We start from the raw sequence: 21,585 nt of genomic DNA, 5'->3' as shown, positions 1-21,585 counted from the left end.
GTCTCGTTGTCCATCCGATGTTGTCCATCCGATCGAAAGAGCTACCAGCGATGCCCAGCGGTTCGGTTAACGGTGGTTCCGGCAAGAAGTCCGGCGCCAAGTCCGCGAAGGCCATTTCGGCCGCCGCGAAGAAGAGCGGCGGGGGCCGCGGACTTCCCAAGCAGCGTCAGATCCCGTGGATGGTGATCGGTGGCGTCGTCGCGGTCGTCGCGCTGATCGCCGTGATCGCCGTCAGCATCGTCCCGAAGTACCAGGATCAGCAGAAGCTGGCTGCGTGGACGCCGTCCGAATCGAATCAGGATCCGTCGACCGCGCTCGAGGGCATCGTCACGGTCGACTATCCCGCCGGGCAGCACATCGATTCCACCCAGCGGGTCGCCTACGACCACACCCCGCCGTTCGGCGGTCCGCACGACTCGATCTGGGCCACGTGCACGGGCGTCGTCTACCCGGAGGCGATCCGTACGGAGAACGCGGTGCATTCGCTCGAGCACGGTGCGGTGTGGATCACGTACAACCCGGACCTGGTCGACGCCGCGGGGGTCGAGACGCTCAGCGCGAAGGTCGACGGCAAGTCCTACACCATGATGTCGCCGTATCCGGGCCAGGCTTCGCCGATCTCGCTGCAGTCGTGGGGCCACCAGCTCACGGTGGATTCCGCCGACGACGAGCGGATCGACCAGTTCATCGCCTCGCTGCGTCAGAACCGGTACACCTACCCGGAGGTCGGTGCGAGCTGCGCGACGATCCCCGGCTCGTACGATCCGGCGAACCCGCCGCCGTTCGATCCGTCGGCTCCCGGCCCGGACGCCGTGCCGATGACCGGCGGAACGGTCGACTCCGCCGAGGTCCAGACGGACATGCAGGCTCCGGCGGGTAGCTGACCATGAGCGACGGTTTCTCGCAGGGTTCGGGACAGCGCCGAATCCTCGTGGCACTCGGGATCATTGCTGCGCTCGCGATCGGTTTCCTGGTCGGTTTCCTGATCCCGCGCGGGGATGCGCAGGAGGTTCCGGCGGCCGATTCCGTGGCCGTCGGTTTCTCCCAGGACATGAGCGTGCACCACAACCAGGCGATCGAGATGGCGTCGATCGCGCTGACCCGTTCGACGGATCAGCGGGTGCAGAACCTGGCGTACGACATCCTCACGACCCAGCAGAACCAGGTCGGGCAGATGCAGGGCTGGCTGACGCTGTGGAATCAGGCGCCGTTGCCCCCCGGTGAGTACATGACGTGGATGAGCGACGACAGCGAGACCATGCACGACGGTCACGCCGCGGGTCACGGTTCGTCCGCCGCGGCGGTCCCGATGCCGGGCATGGCGACCTCGCAGGAACTGGCGGCGCTGCGGGCCGCGTCGGGTCCGGAACTCGACGTGCTGTTCCTGCAGTTGATGCTGCGGCACCACCAGGGCGGGTTGCCGATGATGGAGTACGGCGCCGAGCACGGCGAGGTCGCCGCGGTGCGGACGCTGGCGCAGACGATGGTCGATACGCAGACCGGCGAGTCGGAGTTGATGACGGCGATGCTCGCCGAGCGCGGCGCACAGCCCCTGCCGATGAACTGACCCCCGATCCGGGCCGAAAAACCCGCGCTGACCAGGCGATGTGGCGTATGGGCAACAATGCGCTAGGCTAACTCCGCACCGCCGGTCAGCTGGTGGGCCCGGATTGCCCTCGTAGCTCAGGGGATAGAGCGCTTGCCTCCGGAGCAAGAAGTCGCAGGTTCGAATCCTGCCGAGGGCACCACGAGCAGTAGGCCCCGCTTCGAATTCGAAGCGGGGCCTACTGCTTTTCGTAATTTTCGGGCTGGTCGCCGGTCCCTATCCTGTGGTCGCCGCGAGCGGGCCCATGTCGAAGTAGTCCCGCCACGCGGCGATCTTCCCGTCGGCCACCTCGAACGAGCCCATGACGGGGACCTCGACCGTGCGCCCGTTGACGGTCAGCACGTCGGTGCGCTCGTTGAGGACGAGGTTGTCGCTCGCGAGCTGGCGATGGATGCGGAAGTCGATACCGCCGAACGTCGCGACCATCCCGGCGAAGTACTCCTCGATGGCGGCACGGCCGTGGACCTCCTCCAGCGGAATGTTGTGGTACACGGCGTCGTCGGTGAAGTACGCAGCGAGCGCGGCCGGATCCGGTTCCGCCCAGGCGGCGCAGAATTCGGTGACGAGCTGGTCGGGCGTCATCGCCTGCCTCTCCGTTGCAGTCCGATCGAGTGTCACACGCGGACGAACCGCGCCGGATCGGTTCCGGGGACGCGGCGGGCGCGCCCCCGCTCGATGAGGTGGCGGATGTGCGCCGAGCCTTCGGACATGGCCATCTGCTTGCCGCGCGGCGGTGTCTCGTCCCACGGCCGGTACCACGTCATGCGTTCGGTGGCCTGCCACAGCGTCAGCTCCTCGTCCCCGAACGACTCGTAGAGATCGTCGAGGCGACGTTCGTGGTGTTCGACGAGCGCCTCCGTCCGGGCTGCGAGGTCGTCGATGGGCTGCCGGTGCGCGGGCAGGGTGCGGCGGGCGGGCAGAGTCGCGACGGCGCGCAGCGAGTCGAGGAACTCCCCCAGCGCGTCGCGTTCGGCCACGGGGAAGTCGAATTCGCCGACGTGCGGGGTGGTCTTGGCGAGCACGTGGTCGCCGCTGAAGAGGATGCCGTGTTCCTCGATGAAGAAGCACGCGTGGCCCGGGGTGTGGCCGGGGGTGAACACGGTTCGCAGGGTGCGTCCGGCGAGCGGGATGATCTCGTCGGTCTTCAACACCCGGTCCGGTTTCTCGTCCGGGACGCCGTCGCGATCACGGCCGGCGGCGAGGAATTCCTCGATGTACTCGGCGGGCGCCCCGGCCTTGACCCACTGGTCGAGTTCCCGGTTCGTCCAGTCGTGGCCGGCCATCATGTGTCCGAGCTGTTCGAAGTCCGCTTCGTGCATGCCGACCCAGCATCCGGACGCTTCGCGGATGCGGCCGGTGAGGCCGACGTGGTCGGGATGGAAGTGTGTGACGACCACCCCTTCGACGTCGGTCACCGACAGTCCGGCCGATGCGAGCCCGGCCTGCAGCGCATTCCAGGAGGTGTCGTTGTTCCACCCCACGTCCACGAGGATCACGCCGCGTTGGGACTCGACTGCGTAGACCTGGGTGTCGCCGACCGGCAGGTCCGCGACGGGAACGGGGATCGCGTGGATGCCGTCCCCGATGTCCCGGGCCTCGTTGAACTGTTCCATATTTGCGCCTCCGAAATCTGCACTACTGCATCTTCTTTCTTCGAAGCTAGCGCAAAAGGTTCAACTATTCTTCGGACAGGGGCTCGATGATCGCGAGAATCGAACGGATCTCCCCCGCCGGGATGTCGAAGTGCTCGGTGATCGACACCGTCATATCGGCACCACTGCCGGTATCTATCTCGAGCAGGAAGCGCGCAACGACGTTGTTGCCCCACTCGTGGAACGTCAGATTCCGCACCCGGCGGAGCGGCCGGTACTCCGGGCCGTGCTCGAGCCGGTACCGGATCTCGGCCCCGGTGTCGCCGGTTCGCTGCCCGTTCTCCACCCGCCAGGCATCGGCGGCCAGGCGGACGTGGGACGCATCGTGGCTGATCAGCGACCGGATGTAGGCCCGAGCCATCGCGACCCGGGGGCTGTCGGTCGGCGCGGTCGCGTGCTCGGCGACGGCCGCCATGAGCGTCGGCGCCCAGTCCGGCCGGCAGATCACCAGATCCGGCAGATAGGGGTGGGGGCGGTTGTATTCGAGTTCCGAGCCGTCGATCCGCGCGCAGAACAATCCGGCCGCCTGCGCGACGGCGACGGGGGCCGCCGAGTCCCACTCCCACTGGCCACCGGCGTGAACATAGGCGTCGACCTCGCCGCGGAGCACCGCCATCGCCTTCGCGCCCGCCGAACCCATGCGCACGAGGTCGGCACCGACGGCGCGGGCCACCGCACCGGCGAACTCCGGCGGGCGGCTACCGCTGACCACGATGCGGGGACGTCCCTCGCCGAGCGGACGCCGTTCGACGACGGGCGCCTCGTCGGTGCTGTACACGGCGCCGAGGCCCGGCTGGGCGACCGCCCCGGCGGTCAGGCCGCGACCGGCCTCCCACAACGCGACGTGCACGGCCCAGTCGGTGTGGCCGAGCATCCCGTATTCCTTCGACCCGTCGAGCGGGTCGATGATCCATACCCGCTCGGCGTCGACGCGCGCCGGATCGTCCGCGGATTCCTCGGACAGCACGGCGTCGCCGGGACGGTGCTCGGCCAGCATTTCGAGGATGAGCACGTTCGCGTCGTGGTCACCGCGGCGGCCGAGTTCGCGCCCGCTCAGGGCGTCGGCCTCGGCGGCTCGAACGGTCAGCAACAGTTCTCCTGCCGCCGTGGCGATCTCGGCGGCGAGAGCAGCATCGTCTGTCATGGCATCAACACTTCCATGATCCGGGCGGCCTGCGCGACCGGATCGCCGTCGGAGGGGCGGAGCACCAGGTCGGGGTTCTGTGGCGGTTCGTACGGATCGTCGACGCCGGTGAAGCCGCTGATCTCCCCGGCCCGGGCCCGGGCGTACATGCCCTTGGGGTCGCGGGCCTCGCAGTCGGCGAGCGGGGTGTCGACGAACACCTCGACGAACGGGATGCCGGCGTCGGCGTGCTGCTGCCGGATCCGGTCGCGGTCGGCTCGGTAGGGGCTGATCAGCGAGCAGATCGCGACGAGGCCGGCGTCGGCCATCAACTGGGCGACGGCCCCGACGCGGCGCACGTTCTCGGCGCGGTCCTCGGGTCCGAATCCGAGGTCGGAGTTGAGTCCGTGGCGCAGATTGTCGCCGTCCAGGCGATAGGCGGGAATTCCCGCCGCGAGCAGCTTTCGTTCGAGTTCCGCTGCGACCGTGGACTTTCCGGATGCGGACAGCCCGGTCAGCCACACCGTCCTGCCCGTGGTGGCGCGGTCGGCGCGGACGACCTCGGCGGGGTGCCACACGGCGCCCGTCTCGGCGAGGGTGGGTCCGGTGATCATGCCGGCGGCGACGGTGTTGCCGGTGGCCTCGTCGACGAGGACGAAGCTGCCGGTGGTGCGGTTGCGCCGGTACGGATCGGACAGCAGCGGCTGCTGAGTGCGCAGCTGTACGCGCCCGATCTCGTTGAGGCTCAGCGTGGTTGCGGTCTCGTCGCGGTGCAGCGTGTTGACGTCGAGCCGGTAGTCGAGCCGCACAGGCCGGGCATGGACCGCCTTCGTGGTGTGCAGCAGGGTGTAGCGGGTGTCCGGATCGAGGCTCGAGCGTTCGGTGAGCCAGCAGACCATGGCATCGATGTCGGTGCCGACCAGCGGCCGGTTGTTGGGCCGGCACAGCATGTCCCCACGGCCGAGGTCGAGTTCGTCCGCGAGTTCGACGCACACGGCGACGTCGGCGAACGCATGCTCGAGCGGTTCTCCGCCGGGACCCCAGATGCGCTCGACGCGGGTACCGAACCCGGACGGCAGTGCGACCACCTCGTCGCCGGGTTTGAACACGCCGCTGGCGACGGTGCCCGCGTAGCCGCGGAAGTCGCCGGTGCCCGCGTAGCCGCGGAAGTCGCCGGTGCCCGCGTAGCCGCGGAAGTCGCCGGTGCCCGCGTAGCGGCGGAATTCGCCACTGCGGCGGATGACGTACTGCACCGGCAGGCGCGCGTCGATGAGGTTGTGGTCGGACCCGATGTGCACCTGTTCGAGGTGATGCAGCAGCGAAGTCCCTTCGTACCACCGCATGTTCGCGGTGCGGCTGACGACGTTGTCGCCCTGCAGCGCCGAGATCGGCACGAAGTACAGGTCGTGGATCTCCAGTTTGGCTGCGAAGAGCCGGAATTCGTCGCAGATCTCCTCGAACCGTTCCTGCGACCAGTCCACCAGATCCATCTTGTTCACACACAGCACCAGGTGCGGCACCCCGAGCAGACTCGCCAGGAAGGCATGCCGCCGAGTCTGTTCGAGGATGCCCTTGCGGGCGTCGACCAGGATCAGCGCGAGGTCGGCGGTCGAGGCGCCGGTGACCATGTTGCGGGTGTACTGCTCGTGTCCCGGCGTATCGGCGATGACGAAGCTGCGGTGCGGCGTCGCGAAGTAGCGGTACGCGACGTCGATGGTGATGCCCTGTTCCCGTTCCGCGCGCAGGCCGTCGGTGAGCAGCGCCAGATCGGTCTGTTCGGCGCCGCGGTCCCGGCTGGTACGGGCCACGGCCTCGAGTTGATCCTCGAAGACGGCCTTGGAATCGAACAGCAGCCGGCCGATCAGCGTGGACTTGCCGTCGTCGACACTGCCGGCGGTCGCGATGCGCAGCAGTCGGGACATCAGAAGTACCCCTCCTTCTTGCGGTCTTCCATGCCCGCCTCGGAGATCCGGTCGTCGGCGCGGGTGGCGCCGCGTTCGGTGACGCGGCTGGCGGCGACCTCGGCGACCACCTGTTCGGCGGTGGCTGCGGTGGATTCGACGCAGCCGGTGCAGGTGGCGTCGCCGACGGTGCGGAAGCGCACGAGCGCCTCGCGCGGCTGCTCTCCGGGCTGCAGAGCGAGAAACCTTGTGTGCGCCAGGAGCATGCCGTCGCGTTCGACGACGGGCCGGCGGTGCGCGTAGTACAGCGCCGGCAGGTCGATGTTCTCGTCGCGCAGGTACGACCAGATGTCGAGTTCGGTCCAGTTCGACAGAGGGAAGACGCGGATGTGCTCGCCCTTGCGGTGCCGCCCGTTGTACAGGTGCCACAGTTCGGGTCGCTGCGCCTTGGGATCCCACTGGCCGAACCGGTCGCGGAAGCTGAAGATGCGTTCCTTGGCGCGGGCCTTCTCCTCGTCGCGGCGGGCGCCCCCGAAGACCGCGTCGAAGCCGCCTTCGCGCAGGGCACGCAGCAGAGTGCCGGTCTGCAACCGGTTGCGGCCGCCGTGCGGACCGGTGTCCTCGACGGCACGGCCGGCGTCGATGTCGTCCTGGACGGACGCGACGATCAGACGCAGGCCGAGTCGCTCGACGACCCGGTCGCGGAATTCGACGACCTCGTCGAAGTTGTGGCCGGTGTCGATGTGCAGGACCGGGAAGGGCAGCGGCGCGGGCCAGACCGCCTTGGCGGCGAGGTGGAGCATCACCGCCGAATCCTTGCCGCCCGAGAACAGCAGCACGGGCCGCTCGAAGGTCGCCGCGACCTCCCGGAAGATGTGCACGGATTCGGCTTCGAGCGCGCGGAGGGGCGGCAACTCGTAGGACGGTGGTCGAAACGGCTGCGCCGTGGTCATCGAGGTACTCCCCACCCGGGATGTCGGTCCAAATATGTACCGATTCGGTCGAAGTCGGACTATCGAAACGATAGAACGAGTTTCAATTCGGGGTCAACGGTTTGGGGAGACCCGGAGCGGCGGTCAGCGCTCCGGACGTCGCCCGCCGAGCTCCGCGGTGATCGCGTCGGCCGCCTCGACGAGCGCCGCGCCGCGCCGCGCGATCTCCGCGGCGTCGATCTCGGCCTCGACGTGCAGCGCGAGGACCAGCGATTGGTGTCCGTCCGGGTCGTAGGCGGGCGCGGCGATCAGGTTCACCGCGAGCGGTTCACCGGCCGGGGCCTCCTCCGGGAACAGGACGCGCTCGCCCGGACTGGACACCAGCTCCCCGAGCAGTTCGCGCAGTTCCGGCGCCAGGTCGTGCGCGACCACGCCGGCCATCAGCGCGTACAGCCGCCGCCCGCCCCGGGTGAGCGATTCGACGAGGTATCCCGTGCGCCGGCACCGGTCGACCACGCGCTGCAGATGCGGGCGGTCGAGCCGTACCGGCAGGGTCGGCTCGCGGCGCAGCCATTGTTCGAGGCGCCGGTCGGTGTCCCACAGCACGTACATCAGGCCGACGGGCGGCGCGAACGGGTACACCTCCCCCACCCGCGCGCTCGCCGTCGCACCCCGGGGTCCCACCACGTCGAGCACCGCGATGCGGTCGCCGACCACGGCGGAGGCGGTGCAGGCGGCGTCGAACCGGGCGCTGAGCCGGGCGAGATGCCGGTGCGCGACCGGACCGGCCGCGAAGCCGCGCTGCGCCGCGCGCCCGGCGACGATCAGGGCGGGGCCGAGCCCGTAGGTCTTGTCGACCGGGTCGCGCATGAGATAGCCCGCGTCGGCGAGCGCGGTGAGGATGCCGAGGCAGGTGGGTTTGCTCAGGCCCAGCTCGCGGGCGAGCTCGGAGAGGCCGAACCGGACGCCGGGGTGCGCGACGAGGTGGTCGAGGACCTGCACGACCCGTTCGGTCGGCGGCGAGCGCCGGGCGGACCCGGCAGCGTCCCCGCTCGGCGCGGTGGAATCGCTGAGACGAACCATTGACCACTTCCTGTAACACGTTCTATCGTCGGTCCAACCAGACCTTACCGCAGCGGTACATATTTGGACCACAGGGAGATCGATGTGATCACCGATCCGCTCACCGCGGCGATCGCCGAGGCCGAGAAACTCGTCGCCACCGCGCCGCACGTCCGCACCGACCAGGATCTCGCCGAGGGCTACGGCTACCTCGCCGGGGGAATCGCCGCGTGCGTGCACGCCGCCTGGGCCCACAGCAGCACCCACCCGGTCCTCATCACCGGCACCGGTCCCTACACCAAGATGGGCCTGGACAACCCCGACACCCTGTACTGGGGTGCGGCCGTGCGCGACGACGCCGAGTACGTGGTCTCCGGACGCCGCGGCACGACCTGCGACCTGAGCTTCCAGGTGCTCGCCGGCAACTACACCGACGCCGACGTGCCCGGCAACGTCACCGCCTTCGACGACCGTGCGATCCACATCGAGGACGACGGCACGTTCGAGGTGCGATTCGGCCCCGGCCCCGCCGATCCGGAGCGCAACTACTTCACCCTCGCGCCCGGATCGTCGCAGCTCGTCATCCGGGAGGTGTACAACGACTGGTCGCAGCGACGCGGCACCGTCCGCATCGACCGGGTCGACACGCTCGGCACCCCCGCGGCCGAACCGACGCAGGAGGACGCCGTCAAACGCTACGAGCGCGCCGGACGTGCGCTCGTCTCGCGGGTGAAGACGTGGCTGCAGTTCCCCGAGTGGTTCTACCTGAAGCTGCCGGTCAACACCGTGACCGCACCGCGCCGCACCCCCGGAGGCCTGGACACGCAGTACTCGTCCGTCGGGCACTACGAACTCGCCGACGACGAGGCGATGATCCTCACCGTGCCCGCGTCCGACGCCCCCTACCTGGGGTTCCAGATCGGCAGCCTCTGGTACATCTCGCTGGACTACATCCACCACCAGACGTCGCTGAACAACACTCAGGCCCAGGTGGATCCGGACGGCAAGGTCCGCATCGTGATCTCGAACCGCAACCCCGGCATCACCAACTGGATCGAGACGCTCGGCCGCAGCCGCGGCATCCTGCAGTTCCGCTGGCAGCGCATCGACCGCGAGCTCACGTCCGCGGACGGTCCGACGGCGCAGGTGGTTCCGTTCGACAAGATCGCCGAGTCGCTGCCGTTCCACGAGTCCAACCGCATCACCCCCGAGGCGTGGTCCCGGCGGATCGCGGCGCGCCAGACCGCGATCGCCGATCGGATGCAGGCGTGAGCGCGCCGGCGGGGTTGCTGCACGACCGGGTGGTCGTGATCTCCGGCGTCGGGCCCGGCCTCGGGCACACCCTCGCGGTCCGGTGCGCCGAACATGGAGCCGACGTCGTGCTGGCAGCCCGCACCCGCGAGCGGCTCGACGAGGTCGCCGCGGAGGTCACCGCGCTGGGCCGGCGCGCCTTGGGAGTGCCCACCGACATCACCGACGACGAGTCCGCGGCCGCATTGGTCGCCGCGGCCGCCGAGGAATTCGGCGCCGTGCACGTGCTGGTCAACAACGCCTTCTCGGTCCCGTCGATGAAGCCGTTGGCGCGCACCGACTTCCAACACATCCGGGACAGCGTGGAACTGTCCGTGCTCGGCGCGCTGCGCTTGACCCAGTTGTTCACCCCCGCCCTCGCCGAGGCGAAAGGTGCAGTGGTGAACATCAATTCGATGGTGGTGCGGCACTCCCAGGAACAGTACGGCAGTTACAAGATCGCGAAGTCGGCGTTGCTGTCGATGTCGCAGTCGCTGGCGACCGAACTCGGCCCCCAGGGAATCCGCGTCAATTCTGTTGCTCCCGGCTACATCTGGGGCCCGATTCTCCGGAGCTACTTCGAGCACCAGGCCGGTAAGTACGGCACCACCGTCGAGCAGATCTACGAGCACACCGCAGCCGCCAGCGACCTGCGTCGCCTGCCCACCACCGAGGAGATCGCCGACGCGGTGATCTTCCTGGCCTCGCCGATGGCATCGGCGATCACCGGGCAGTGCCTCGACGTCAACTGCGGCGAATTCCACCATTGAGCCGTGTGCCTTTGTGGCGGCGGGAGCCGCCACAAAGGCACACGGGGACGGAGTCCACCATGTCCGAACGCACCACGGTCGGCAGCGCCGAATCCCTGCACGAGTCCGCAACCCGGATCACCGGGCTGACCGACTTCGGCAGCGACGACTACCGCGAGGCCCTCGACGTCCTGCTCGAGTCGTACGCCCGCGACGAGAAACTGACGCCGCTCGGCAGCAAGATGTCGCGGGTGTTCCTGCGCGGCGCCCTCGTCGCGCGCCTGCTGTCCGAGGCCGCCTGGAAGCAGCATCCCGAGCACGCCGACGTCGAGATCACCCGCCCGATCTTCGTCACCGGGCTGCCCCGCACCGGCACCACCGCGCTGCACCGGCTGCTCACCGCCGACCCGGCCCATCAGGGGCTCGAGATGTGGCTGACGGAGATGCCCCAGCCGCGGCCGCCGCGGGACACGTGGGCGGACAATCCGGTGTTCGCCGGGATCGAGGCCGGGTTCGCGCAGCACCACATCGAGCATCCGGAGTTCATGGGTGTGCACTACATGTCCGCCGGTGAGGTCGAGGAATGCTGGCAGCTGCTGCGTCAGTCCTTCCGGTCCGTGTCGTACGAGTGCCTCGCGCACCTGCCCACCTACTCCCGGTGGCTCGCCACCCAGGACTGGACGAGCGCCTACGAACGGCACCGCCGCAACCTGCAGCTCATCGGCCTGCCCGACGCCGACAAGCGCTGGGTGCTGAAGAACCCGAGTCACCTGTTCGCGCTCGACGAGTTGCTCACCGTGTACCCGGACGCGCTCGTCGTCGTCACCCATCGCGACCCGCGCACCGTCATCCCGTCGGTGTGCAGCCTCACCGCGCAGGCCTCGGAGGGGTGGTCGGAGGTCTTCGTCGGCGACACGATCGGCCGCAGCCAGCTCGACCTGTGGGCGCGCGGTTTCGAGAAGTTCACCGAGGTCCGGGCCCGGCACGACCGGGCCCGGTTCGTCGACGTCGCCTACCGCGACTTCGTCGAGGACCCGATCGGCACGATCGGGTCCCTCTACGACCGCTTCGAGATCGGTCTCAGCGCCGAGGCCGAAGCGGCGATGGTGGCCCTGCACACCGAAAGCCGCCAGGGCGACCGCAAACCCGCGCATCGCTACACCCTCGCGGAGTTCGGGCTCACCGTCGAAGACGTCGACGAACGCTTTCCCGACTACGCCTTCCGCTGACCATCCGCGGGCACGAAACATGCGGTGGCACCCCATGGTTGGTGATCACCGTCGGAACAGCGGTCGTTTCGGGTCCCGGTGCCGGCCGTTCGAGCCCTCACTGCCCCGAAATCACCGTCCGCGACACCCGCGGAATCGATTTCGGACGGTGTCCGCTATCCGCTGAGGCGTTCCGTCGTGGGATGATCGACGTATGCCTGCACCGCTACCGCTCGACCCCATCGCCGAAGCCCACCGCCAGTGGATCGACCACGGCTGGGGTGAGGTCGCGGACGGCATGGCCGTGGTGACGTCGCTGATGCGGGCCCAGCAGATCCTCATGGCGCGGGTCGAAGAGGTGCTCAAACCGTTCGGCCTCACCTTCGCGCGCTACGAACTGCTGACGTTGCTGCACTTCACGCGCCAGGGCGCCCTGCCGATGGCCAAGGCCAGCGCGCGGCTGCAGGTGCACCCGACCAGCGTCACCAACGCGGTGGACCGGCTCGAATCGGCGGGACTGGTGCGCCGGACCCCGCACCCGAGCGACCGCCGCGCGACGCTGGTCGAACTCACCGACGAGGGTCGCGCGCTGGCGATCGCCGCGACCGAGAAGCTCAACACCGAGGTGTTCTCGCGACCCGGCATTCCCGACGATCAGCTCGAGCCGCTGCTGCGCATCCTGGCCGGGATGCGGCACGACGCCGGGGACTTCGACACCGGGGGTGCGCCGACCAAGTGGTGACGGCGCCACCTCCGATCACGAAAACGACTGCAGGGCCGCCCCTTCCGGGTCGGCCCTGCAGTCGTATCACGCTCAGGCGTGCTTGAATTCCGGCGCGCGCTTCTCGATGAACGCGGCCATGCCTTCCTTCTGGTCGGCGGTGGCGAACGTCGAATGGAACAGGCGCCGTTCGAACTTCACGCCCTCGGCGAGGGTCGTCTCGAACGCGCGGTTGACCGCTTCCTTCGCCATGATCGCCGCGGACAGCGACATCGACGCGATGGTGGTGGCGGTCTCGAGCGCGACGTCGAGCAGCTCGGCGGCCGGCACGATACGCGAAACCAGGCCGGCGCGTTCGGCTTCCTCGGCGTCCATGTTGCGTCCGGTCAGGCACATGTCCATGGCCTTCGCCTTGCCGACGGCGCGGGTCAGGCGCTGCGAACCGCCGATGCCCGGGATGACGCCCAGCTTGATCTCGGGCTGCCCGAACTTCGCGGTGTCCGACGCAATGATGAAGTCGCACAGCATCGCCAGCTCACAGCCGCCGCCCAGCGCGTAGCCGGAGACCGCGGCGATGATCGGGGTGCGGGCGGACGAGATCTTGTCCCAGTCGGAGAAGAAGTCCTCGCCGTACGCCTCGGAGTAGGTCTTCGGCGCCATCTCCTTGATGTCGGCGCCGGCGGCGAACGCCTTCTCCGAGCCGGTGATGACGATCGCGCCGATCTCGCGGTCGGCGTCGAGTTCCTCGACGGCCGCGACCACTTCGCGCATCAGCTGGCTGTTGAGCGCGTTGAGCGCCTTGGGCCGGTTGAGCGTGATGAGTCCCACGCGACCCTTGCGGTCGAGCAGGATGGTCTCGAAATCGGTCACTGGTTGTCCTCTGCATTCGAACGGGCACGGATGTCGGTGATGATGGCGGAGAAGTCGAGTCCGCCACCGCCACCGGTGTTGAACCGATGGTAGAGCTCGGCCGCGCGCAGCCCGAGTTCGCCCTCCACTCCGTTGGCCCGCAGCGCGTTCGCGGCCAGCCCGAGGTCCTTGTCCATGAGCGCTGCCGCGAAGCCCGGCTGGTAGTCGTTGTTCGCCGGGGTCGTCGGGACCGGTCCGGGGACCGGGCAGTTGCTGGTCAGCGCCCAGCACTGGCCGGATGCGTTGGACGCGACGTCGAACAGCGCCTGGTTGCTCAGGCCCAGCTTCTCGCCGAGCACGAACGCCTCGCTGATCGCGATCATCGACACGCCGAGGATCATGTTGTTGCAGATCTTCGCGGCCTGTCCGACACCGGAGCCGCCGCAGTGCACGACCTTCTTGCCCATGACGTCGAGCAGCGGCTGCGCGGTGGCGAAGTCCTCCTCGGAACCGCCGACCATGAACGCCAGCGTGCCGGCGGCGGCACCCGCCACACCGCCGGAGACGGGGGCGTCGATGGCGCGGTGTCCGGCCTTGTGGGCGCGTTCGGCCGCTTCGCGGGCATCGGCGACGTCGATGGTGGAGCTGTCGATGAACAGGGTGTTCGGCTTGGCGGCGGGCAGGATCTCGTCGTAGAGATCGAGCACGAGCTTGCCGTTGGGCAGCATGGTGATGACGACATCGGCGTCGCGCACGGCCTCGACGGCGGAGGCCACGACGGTCACGCCGTCCTTGGTCGCCTGTTCCTGGGCGGCGGGTACCGGGTCGAACCCGGTGACCGAGTAGCCGGCCTTGACGAGGTTCGCGGCCATCGGCCCGCCCATGTGGCCGAGACCGAGGAACGCGACGGTGGGGAGAGCACTCATGTCATTCTCCTTGGGAGGCGGCGAGGCCGAGTTCGAGCTCGCCGAGCGGCTGGAAGTAGGCATCGACGTCGACGGAGGTCACGTCGGCGAGGGTTGCCGGCGACCACTGCGGGTTGCGGTCCTTGTCGACGACCTGGGCGCGGATGCCCTCGACGAGGTCGTGCGACTTCAGCGACGCGAGCGACACCCGGTATTCCTCGTCGAGCACCTGCTCGAGGCTGCCGGCCTGCCGGGCCTGCCGCAGCGAGCGCAGCGTGACCTTCAGCGCGACCGGCGACTTGCCGAGGATCTGCTCGGCGGTGGCCTGCGCTTCGGGAAGGTCGGAGGCCTGCAGGCGTTCGACGATCTCCTCGACGGTGTCCGCGGAGTAGGCGGCGTCGATCCACGACTGCTGTGCGAGCAGTTCGGATTCCGGTGCAGTCCCGGAGTATTCGGCGATCGCGTCGTCGAGCCCGGCGCTTCCGATCGCGGCGACGAACTTGTCGAGCGACTCGGACGGGACGAAGTGGTCGGCGAAGCCGAGGGCGATCGCGTCACCCGCCTTCAGCCGGCCGGTGGTGAGCGCGATGTGGGTGCCGAGTTCGCCGGGGGCACGCGAGAGCAGGTAGGTGCCGCCGACGTCGGGGACGAAGCCGATGCCGACCTCGGGCATGGCGATGGTGGAGCGTTCGGTGACGATCCGCACGTTGCCGTGGGCGGAGATGCCGACGCCGCCGCCCATCACGATGCCGTCCATGATCGCCACGTAGGGCTTCGGGTAGCGGCCGATCGCGGCGTTGAGGATGTACTCGTCGCGCCAGAACTCCTGCGATCCGGTGCCGCCGTCCTTGGCGTCGTGGTAGATCGAGACGATGTCGCCGCCGGCGCACAGCCCCCGCTCCCCCGCCCCGGACACGACGACGGCCCGGATCGAGTCGTCGTCGGCCCATGCGGAGAGATTTTCGGCGATGGTACGGACCATGCCGTGGTTGAGAGCGTTGATCGCCTTGGGGCGATTGAGGGTCAGACGGCCGACGCCGTTCGACACCTCGACGAGAACTTCCGGTTCCTGCCCGGTCATGCCGCTCCTGTCTGCGCCGCGGCCACCACGCTGCGCGCGACGACCACCCGCATGATCTCGTTGGTTCCTTCCAGGATCTGGTGCACACGCAGATCCCGCACGATCTTCTCGATACCGTACTCGGCGAGATAGCCGTAGCCACCGTGCAGCTGCAACGCCTCGTTCGCGGCCTCGAAACCGGCGTCGGTCGCGAAACGCTTTGCCATCGCGCACAGTTCGACGACGTCGTCGGCGCCCCGGTCGAGCGCGTCCGCCGCCCGCCACAGCAGCGTCCGGGCAGCCTCGAGTTCGGTGCGCATGTCCGCGAGGCGGAACTGCAGCGCCGGGGAGTCGAGGAGCCGGTCGCCGAACGCCTTGCGTTCGGCGAGGTAGGCGACGGTGCGGTCGAGGGCGGTCTGGCCGCCGCCGACCGAGCACGCGGCGATGTTGAGGCGGCCGCCGTTGAGGCCCTGCATCGCGATGCGGAAGCCGCCGCCCTCGGCGCCGAGCAGGTTCTCCGCCGGTACCCGCGCGCCTTCGAGGATGACCTGGCGGGTGGGCTGGGCGTTCCAGCCCATCTTCTTCTCGTTCGCGCCGAACGACAGACCCGGCGTGTCCTTCGGGACGATGAACGCCGAGATGCCGCGCGGGCCGGGTTCTCCGGTCCGCGCCATCACGACGTACACGTCGGACGTGCCGGCGCCGGAGATGAACTGCTTGACGCCGGTCAGCACGTAGTCGTCACCGTCGCGGACGGCCTTGGTGCTCAAGGCCGCCGCGTCCGAGCCTGCGCCCGGTTCGGTGAGGCAGTAGCTGCCGAACTGTTCCATCGAGCACAGCCCCGGCACCCAGCGGCGCCGCTGATCGTCGTTGCCGAACTTGTCGATCATCCACGTGACCATGTTGTGGATGGACATGTACGCGGCGATCGACGGGCAGCCCTTGGCGAGTTCCTCGAAGATCCGCACCGAGTCGAGTCGACGCAGTCCGGAGCCGCCCACGTCCTCGCGGACGTAGATGCCGCCCATGCCGAGTGCCGCGGCCTTGCGCATCACGTCGACCGGGAAATGCTTGGCCTGGTCCCATTCCACTGCGTTCGGTGCCAGGTACTCGGTGGCGAAGTCGCGGGCGGTGTCGCGGATCGCCCGGTCGTCGTCGGTGAGGGTGAACATGCTGATCCTGTCTGGGGTCTGTCGTCCGGTCCGGTCCGAGGCGCTCAGTCCATCGTGGGGATGACGAAGTGGTCGGTGTCGCTCACGTGGGCACCCTCGAGGTCGCCCTCCTTGACGCCGGACGGCCAGCGCTGCGTGATCGTCTTGGTCTTGGTGTAGAAGCGGAAGGCGTCGGGACCGTGCTGGTTGAGGTCGCCGAAGCCGGAGGCCTTCCAGCCGCCGAAGGTGTAGTAGGCGATCGGGACCGGGATCGGGACGTTGACGCCGACCATGCCGACCTGGACACGGGTGGCGAAGTCGCGGGCGGTGTCGCCGTCGCGGGTGAAGATGGCGACGCCGTTGCCGTACTCGTGCTCGGTCGGCAGACGCAGCGCGTCCTCGTAGTCGCGGGCGCGCACGACGGTGAGCACCGGGCCGAAGATCTCCTCGCGGTAGATCGACATGTCGGTGGTGACCTTGTCGAACAGGGTCGCACCGGAGAAGAAGCCGTTCTCGTTGCCCTCGAGGACGAAGCCGCGGCCGTCGACGACGAGCTCGGCGCCTTCCTCGACACCCTTGGCGATGTAGTCGTGGACGCGGTCGCGGGCGGCGGCGGTCACGAGCGGACCGAAGTCGGCCTTCTCGTCGAAGCTGGTGCCGATGCGCAGCTCGGCGATGCGGTCCTGGAGCTTGGCGACGAGGCGGTCGGCGGTCTCCTCGCCGACCGGGACGGCGACGGACAGCGCCATGCAGCGCTCACCGGCCGAGCCGTAGGCGGCACCGACGAGTGCGTCCGCGACCTGGTCGAGGTCGGCGTCGGGCATGATGATCGCGTGGTTCTTCGCGCCGCCGAAGCACTGCGCGCGCTTGCCGTTCTTCGCGGCGGTCTCGTAGATGTACTGCGCGATCGGGGTCGAGCCGACGAAGCCGAGGGCCTTGACACGCGGATCGTTGAGCAGGACGTCGACGGATTCCTTGTCGCCGTTGACGACGTTGAAGACACCGGCGGGCAGGCCGGCCTCGATGAACAGCTCCGCGAGGCGCAGCGGCACCGAGGGGTCGCGCTCGGACGGCTTGAGGACGAACGCGTTGCCGCAGGCGAGGGCCGGGGCGGCCTTCCACAGCGGGATCATCGCGGGGAAGTTGAACGGGGTGATGCCGGCGACGACACCGAGGGGCTGGCGCATCGAGTAGACGTCGATGCCGGTGCCGGCGGACTCGGTGTATTCACCCTTGAGCAGGTGCGGGGCGCCGAGAGCGACCTCGACGACCTCGAGGCCGCGCTGGACGTCACCCTTGGCGTCGGGGATGGTCTTGCCGTGCTCGCTCGACAGCAGCCGCGCGAGTTCGTCCATGTTGTCCTGCGCGAGCTGCAGGAACCGCATCAGCACCCGGACGCGCTTCTGCGGGTTCCACGACGCCCATTCCTTCTGGGCCTCTTCGGCGTTGGCGATGGCGGCCTCGACCTCGCTCTGGGTGGCGAGCGGGACGCGTGCCTGCACCGCGCCGGTGTTGGGGTCGAAGACGTCCCCGAATCGCCCGGACGTCCCGGCGACGTGCTTGCCGCCGATGAAGTGGGTGAGTTCACGAATGCTCATTGTCGCGAGTCCTTTGCTGATCGACGGTTCGGACACAGGGCGCCGAAAGCGGGCCCCTCGAAGTCTGTGTCCATCCTATAGTTGGAAGTCCATGTATGTCTACCGTCACATCCCGTCGGTCCCCCCGCGACGCCGCGTCACCCCCAGGCAACGCCGCGTCATCGCAGGCGGCGGTACAGATCCTCCAGGTCGGACACCGCGCGGATGACGACGGCCTCGTCCGTGCCGCCCGCGCGCAGCGCACGCCGCAGCAGCATCGGGTCCAGGTCCTCGAGCGCCGGGCGGAACCGCTCCATCGGCAGTTCCGGCAGTTCCGTGTCGTCGCCGTAGAAGTCGTCGGCGGGCGGCTCCGACGCATCGACCTCGCCGATCAGCCGCTCGAGACCCACGCCCCGGAGGGTGAGCACGGCCAGCGGGTGTTCGTCGACGTGCTCGGCCAGCAGATACGCCACCGCCGCAGCGTGCTTGCAGGGCCAGCCGTCGTCGGGGCACGTGCAGTCGAAGTCGAGTTCTCCGGCGCGCCGCGGCAGCAGCAGCGGCCCCAGCTCCTCCGGCAGCGCCCCGGCCGCGAGCCGCGCGAGCATCCCGGGCGCCGAACGCACCTGCTCGACCAGTTCGGCGATCGCCTCGTCGTCGAGGGTGCGGACCGTGACGGTCGCGGTGAACGGGCGCAGCTGGCTGCCCTGCACGTCGCCGACGACCGCGCCCGGTTCGAGCCGCATCGAGAGCACCTGACCCGAGCGCGCGTAGGTGCGGCCGCGGGTCAGCCGGCCCTTGTCGGCGACCTGCTCCATCGCACCGATCAGTTCCTTCGACCACCAGCTGCGCCCGATCGCACCGCGTTTGGTGCGGGCCTCGATGCCGCCGTCGACGCGGATCGGTGTGCCGTATCTGCGGAAATTGTTTCGCGCCATGGTCATTCACCCACCGCGTCGTCGCTCAGGGTCAACAGGGCGTGGAGCTGGTCGGTGGACAGCTCGGTGATCCAGCTCTCCCCCACACCGACCGCGAGGTCCGCGAGTTCCTGTTTGCCGGTGAGCATCTCGTCGATCCGTTCCTCGACGGTGCCGACGCAGACGAGCTTGCGCACCTGCACGTCGCGACGCTGGCCGATCCGGAACGCCCGGTCGGTGGCTTGGTTCTCCACCGCAGGATTCCACCATCGATCCAGGTGCACAACGTGATTGGCCGCGGTCAGATTGAGTCCGGTTCCACCGGCCTTGAGCGAGAGCAGCATGATCGGCGGCCCGTCCGGTTCCTGGAACCCGGTGACCATCGCGTCGCGGCGGGTCTTGGACACCCCGCCGTGCAGGAAGGGCACCTGCGTGGAGAACCGCTCGGCGAGATAGGGGGCGATGAGCTCCCCGAACTCGCGGAACTGGGTGAACAGCAGGACCTTCTCGCCGTCGGCGAGCACCGATTCGACGATGTCCTCGACCAAGCCGAGCTTGCCGGAGCGGTGACGGCCGCGGCGCAGCACCGGCGATCCGTCGGCGAGATAGTGCGCCGGATGGTTGCACACCTGCTTGAGCCGGGTCAGCGCCGCGAGGACCGCGCCCTTGCGGGCCATCCCCTCCTTCTCCTTGATCTTGCGCATCATGTCGTCGACGACCGCCCGGTACAGCGCGGCCTGCTCCGCGGTGAGGTTCGCGCGCACGGTCTGCTCGAACTTCTCCGGCAGGTCGGCGATCACGTCCGGGTCGGTCTTGACGCGCCGCAGCACGAACGGGGCGGTCAGCGCCCGCAGCCGGGCCGCGGCCGCCGCGTCGCGTTCGCGTTCGATGGGCACCGCGAACCGGGCACGGAACGACGCGGGCGACCCCAGCAGCCGCGGATTCGCGAAGTCGAGGATCGACCGCAGTTCTTCGAGCCGGTTCTCCACGGGTGTGCCGGTCAACGCGATGCGATGCGAGGCCGCAACCGACCGCACCGCGCGCGACTGCGCGGTATTCGCGTTCTTCACGTGCTGCGCCTCGTCGAGCACCACCCGATGCCAGGTCAGAGCCCGCACGTGCGCCAGGTCGCGGGCGACGATCGCGTAGGTGGTGATGACCAGGTCGCTGTCGTCGACCACCGCGGCCAGGTCGTCGTCACGCAACCGGCCCGACCCGTGGTGGACGTGGACGCGCAGGCCGGGCGCGAATTTCGCGGCCTCGCGCTGCCAGTTGCCGACCACCGACATCGGGCACACCAGCAGCGTCGGCCGGACCGGGCCGCGGGTGCGTTCGTGCACCAGCAACGCCAGCACCTGCACGGTCTTGCCCAGGCCCATGTCGTCGGCGAGCACCGCACCGAGCCCGAGCCCGCTCATGAACGCCAGCCAGTCCAGGCCGCGCTGCTGGTAGGGCCGCAGGGTCGCGTGCAGGCCGGGCGGGGCCGGGACCGGTTCCGGGTGCGCCTGCCCGTCGAGCAGGGTCGCGACCCACCCGGAGGCGCTGATGTCGGTGACCTCGGCGGGCGGCACGTCGTCGCCTGTGAACTGCGCGAACAACGAGCCGAGGGTGGTGTCCTGTCCGGAATTGCGGGTCACGTAGCGGGCGGCCTGGGCCAGTGCGGCGGCGTCCGCCTTGACCCACTTGCCGCGCAACTTGACCAGGTCGCTGTTGGCGGCGACGAGCTGTTCCATCTCGGCCGCGCTGAGCAGCATGTCGCCCACCGCGAGCTGCCATTCGTACGAGACGATCGCGTTCATGCCGACCGCGCTCTCCTCGGCCGCGACCGGGGCGGCGGCGGACTCGACACGCAGCCGCAGCGACGGTTCGACCGTCGCCCACGCGCGCGGGAGCAGCAGGGCCACCCCGGCGTCCTGCAGGGCACGCGCGCCGTGCTCGACGAGATCGACGACGACGGGCGTGGGCAGCAGCAGATCCAGGCTGTCGGGGTCGCGGGGCACGTCCTGCAGCCGCGGGTAGGCCTTCAGCGCGGCGCCGAGCTTGCGGATGCCGATCTGCAGCAGTTCCGCGTCGGTGCCGCCGATCGGCACCGGTGCCGGGGCCTGACCCTCCGATCGCAGGCACACCTCGAGCCGCCACAGGGCGTCCGCGGGATCATCGGCCTCGTCGGGTTCGACGAGCCGCAGCACCAGGTCGGGTTCGTTGCCGGACAGGCTCGCGCGCCACTCGTCGAGCGCGTCGGCCATGCGCTGGGTGCCGGCGTGGTGCGGCGTGCCCTCGGTCAGCGCCGCGATCAGCGGATGCAGCGAGGTGCCGGACCCGAGCATCGCCCGGGTGATCGGGTCGGTGAGCTCGGTGCACAGGTTCTCGAGCAGCCGCGACGGATTGCCCAGCTGCCGCTGCACCGGCGGCATCGCGGCGACCAGTTCGGCCTTCCACGCGCGGGTCCGTTCCCCGCCGAGCAGCTGCCAGCGCACCCACCACTGTTTCTCGGCGCGATGCATCTGCGGTGCGACGCGGCCTGCCTGGGCCCAGCGTTCGATGCCTCGGGCGACGTGCGCGAGGAAACGCAGGTCCCCCGACACGCCGTCGGGCCGGCGCGGCAGATCCAGCAGGAGCTGGGCAGCATCCGGAGGTGCCACGGCGACCGCGGGCAGGGTGCGCGACTCCTCGTCCCCGGGCAAGGTCAGCTCGACGCGATGCCGGAACGGGCGGTCGATCCAGCGCCGCAGCGCCGACGGCAGCACGTCGTCGTCGGGCGGGGCCGAGGGGTCGCGCCACAACAACAGACCCGATCCCGGTGACCAGACCCCGTGCAACATGCCCACCATGGTGCCAGGCGAGTGCGCCTCCGGCGCCGGTGTGTCTTTGTGGCGGTCAGGGCC

19 protein-coding genes and 1 tRNA gene are annotated in these 21,585 nt (G+C 69.3%); 7 read left to right on the top strand and 13 right to left on the bottom strand.

Annotation, left to right across the window (positions count from 1 at the left end):
- Positions 1-50: 50 nt before the first annotated feature.
- The 3 genes from M1M07_RS19180 (at position 51) to M1M07_RS19170 (ending at position 1,748) form a co-directional block, all read left to right on the top strand.
- Positions 51-884, top strand: a complete 834-nt coding sequence (locus M1M07_RS19180) for a DUF3105 domain-containing protein (protein ID WP_197255221.1) — start codon at positions 51-53, stop codon at positions 882-884.
- Positions 885-886: 2 nt separating this feature from the next.
- Complete coding sequence (locus M1M07_RS19175; RefSeq protein WP_248675224.1) at positions 887-1,567, top strand: DUF305 domain-containing protein; 681 nt, start codon at positions 887-889, stop codon at positions 1,565-1,567.
- Positions 1,568-1,672: 105 nt separating this feature from the next.
- A tRNA-Arg gene (locus M1M07_RS19170) sits at positions 1,673-1,748 on the top strand.
- A gap of 74 nt (positions 1,749-1,822) precedes the next feature.
- Here the strand turns inward: M1M07_RS19170 and M1M07_RS19165 are convergent.
- From M1M07_RS19165 to M1M07_RS19140, 6 genes are all read right to left on the bottom strand, one after another.
- Entirely contained in the window at positions 1,823-2,188 is a 366-nt protein-coding gene (locus M1M07_RS19165) for an SgcJ/EcaC family oxidoreductase (protein WP_248675223.1), read from the bottom strand.
- 32 nt (positions 2,189-2,220) lie between these two features.
- On the bottom strand, positions 2,221-3,219 hold the full coding sequence (locus tag M1M07_RS19160) for an MBL fold metallo-hydrolase (RefSeq protein WP_248675222.1): 999 nt from the start codon (positions 3,217-3,219) through the stop codon (positions 2,221-2,223).
- A gap of 64 nt (positions 3,220-3,283) precedes the next feature.
- Positions 3,284-4,402, bottom strand: a complete 1,119-nt coding sequence (locus M1M07_RS19155; protein WP_248675221.1) for a 3'(2'),5'-bisphosphate nucleotidase CysQ — start codon at positions 4,400-4,402, stop codon at positions 3,284-3,286.
- Positions 4,399-6,303: an adenylyl-sulfate kinase gene (gene cysC / locus M1M07_RS19150; protein WP_248675220.1), complete on the bottom strand. Its 1,905-nt coding sequence runs from the start codon at positions 6,301-6,303 to the stop codon at positions 4,399-4,401. Before cysC ends, M1M07_RS19155 begins: the two co-directional genes overlap by 4 nt.
- Positions 6,303-7,235, bottom strand: coding sequence for a sulfate adenylyltransferase subunit CysD (gene cysD, locus M1M07_RS19145; protein ID WP_248675219.1), 933 nt, complete (start codon positions 7,233-7,235; stop codon positions 6,303-6,305). The genes cysC and cysD overlap by 1 nt, the downstream gene beginning before the upstream one ends.
- Before the next feature lie 123 nt (positions 7,236-7,358).
- The gene (locus M1M07_RS19140; protein ID WP_248675218.1) at positions 7,359-8,297 is read right to left on the bottom strand and encodes an IclR family transcriptional regulator; all 939 of its coding nucleotides are present in this window, start codon (positions 8,295-8,297) and stop codon (positions 7,359-7,361) included.
- Positions 8,298-8,381: 84 nt separating this feature from the next.
- Between M1M07_RS19140 and M1M07_RS19135 the strand changes: the two genes are divergently transcribed.
- The 4 genes from M1M07_RS19135 to M1M07_RS19120 all read left to right on the top strand — a co-directional run bounded on the left by M1M07_RS19135 (position 8,382) and on the right by M1M07_RS19120 (position 12,265).
- Positions 8,382-9,548 carry a hypothetical protein gene (locus M1M07_RS19135; protein ID WP_248675217.1) on the top strand — a complete coding sequence of 389 codons (1,167 nt, stop codon included), beginning with the start codon at positions 8,382-8,384 and terminating at the stop codon, positions 9,546-9,548.
- On the top strand, positions 9,545-10,336 hold the full coding sequence (locus tag M1M07_RS19130) for an SDR family oxidoreductase (RefSeq protein ID WP_248675216.1): 792 nt from the start codon (positions 9,545-9,547) through the stop codon (positions 10,334-10,336). The genes M1M07_RS19135 and M1M07_RS19130 overlap by 4 nt, the downstream gene beginning before the upstream one ends.
- Before the next feature lie 59 nt (positions 10,337-10,395).
- Positions 10,396-11,544: a sulfotransferase gene (locus tag M1M07_RS19125; RefSeq protein ID WP_248675215.1), complete on the top strand. Its 1,149-nt coding sequence runs from the start codon at positions 10,396-10,398 to the stop codon at positions 11,542-11,544.
- Between the two features lie 193 nt (positions 11,545-11,737).
- A complete protein-coding gene (locus tag M1M07_RS19120) occupies positions 11,738-12,265 on the top strand; it encodes a MarR family winged helix-turn-helix transcriptional regulator (protein WP_248675214.1) in 528 nt (175 codons plus the stop codon).
- A gap of 72 nt (positions 12,266-12,337) precedes the next feature.
- Here the strand turns inward: M1M07_RS19120 and M1M07_RS19115 are convergent, their stop codons facing one another.
- From M1M07_RS19115 to M1M07_RS19085, 7 genes are all read right to left on the bottom strand, one after another.
- Complete coding sequence (locus tag M1M07_RS19115) at positions 12,338-13,114, bottom strand: enoyl-CoA hydratase (protein WP_197252435.1); 777 nt, start codon at positions 13,112-13,114, stop codon at positions 12,338-12,340.
- Positions 13,111-14,019: a 3-hydroxyisobutyrate dehydrogenase gene (gene mmsB / locus M1M07_RS19110; RefSeq protein ID WP_248675213.1), complete on the bottom strand. Its 909-nt coding sequence runs from the start codon at positions 14,017-14,019 to the stop codon at positions 13,111-13,113. The genes M1M07_RS19115 and mmsB overlap by 4 nt, the downstream gene beginning before the upstream one ends.
- A 1-nt stretch (position 14,020) precedes the next feature.
- Positions 14,021-15,079, bottom strand: coding sequence for an enoyl-CoA hydratase/isomerase family protein (locus M1M07_RS19105; protein ID WP_248675212.1), 1,059 nt, complete (start codon positions 15,077-15,079; stop codon positions 14,021-14,023).
- A complete protein-coding gene (locus M1M07_RS19100) occupies positions 15,076-16,230 on the bottom strand; it encodes an acyl-CoA dehydrogenase family protein (protein ID WP_248675211.1) in 1,155 nt (384 codons plus the stop codon). The genes M1M07_RS19105 and M1M07_RS19100 overlap by 4 nt, the downstream gene beginning before the upstream one ends.
- Before the next feature lie 44 nt (positions 16,231-16,274).
- Complete coding sequence (locus M1M07_RS19095) at positions 16,275-17,807, bottom strand: CoA-acylating methylmalonate-semialdehyde dehydrogenase (protein ID WP_248675210.1); 1,533 nt, start codon at positions 17,805-17,807, stop codon at positions 16,275-16,277.
- Positions 17,808-17,965: 158 nt separating this feature from the next.
- Positions 17,966-18,721, bottom strand: a complete 756-nt coding sequence (locus tag M1M07_RS19090; protein WP_248675241.1) for an SWIM zinc finger family protein — start codon at positions 18,719-18,721, stop codon at positions 17,966-17,968.
- A 2-nt stretch (positions 18,722-18,723) separates the two neighbouring features.
- Entirely contained in the window at positions 18,724-21,522 is a 2,799-nt protein-coding gene (locus M1M07_RS19085) for a DEAD/DEAH box helicase (RefSeq protein ID WP_248675209.1), read from the bottom strand.
- Between the last annotated feature and the right edge of the window lie 63 nt (positions 21,523-21,585).

The sequence above is a fragment of the Rhodococcus sp. HM1 genome (assembly GCF_023218075.1).
Lineage (GTDB): Bacteria > Actinomycetota > Actinomycetes > Mycobacteriales > Mycobacteriaceae > Rhodococcus.
This window is presented reverse-complemented; position numbering and strand designations above follow the sequence as displayed.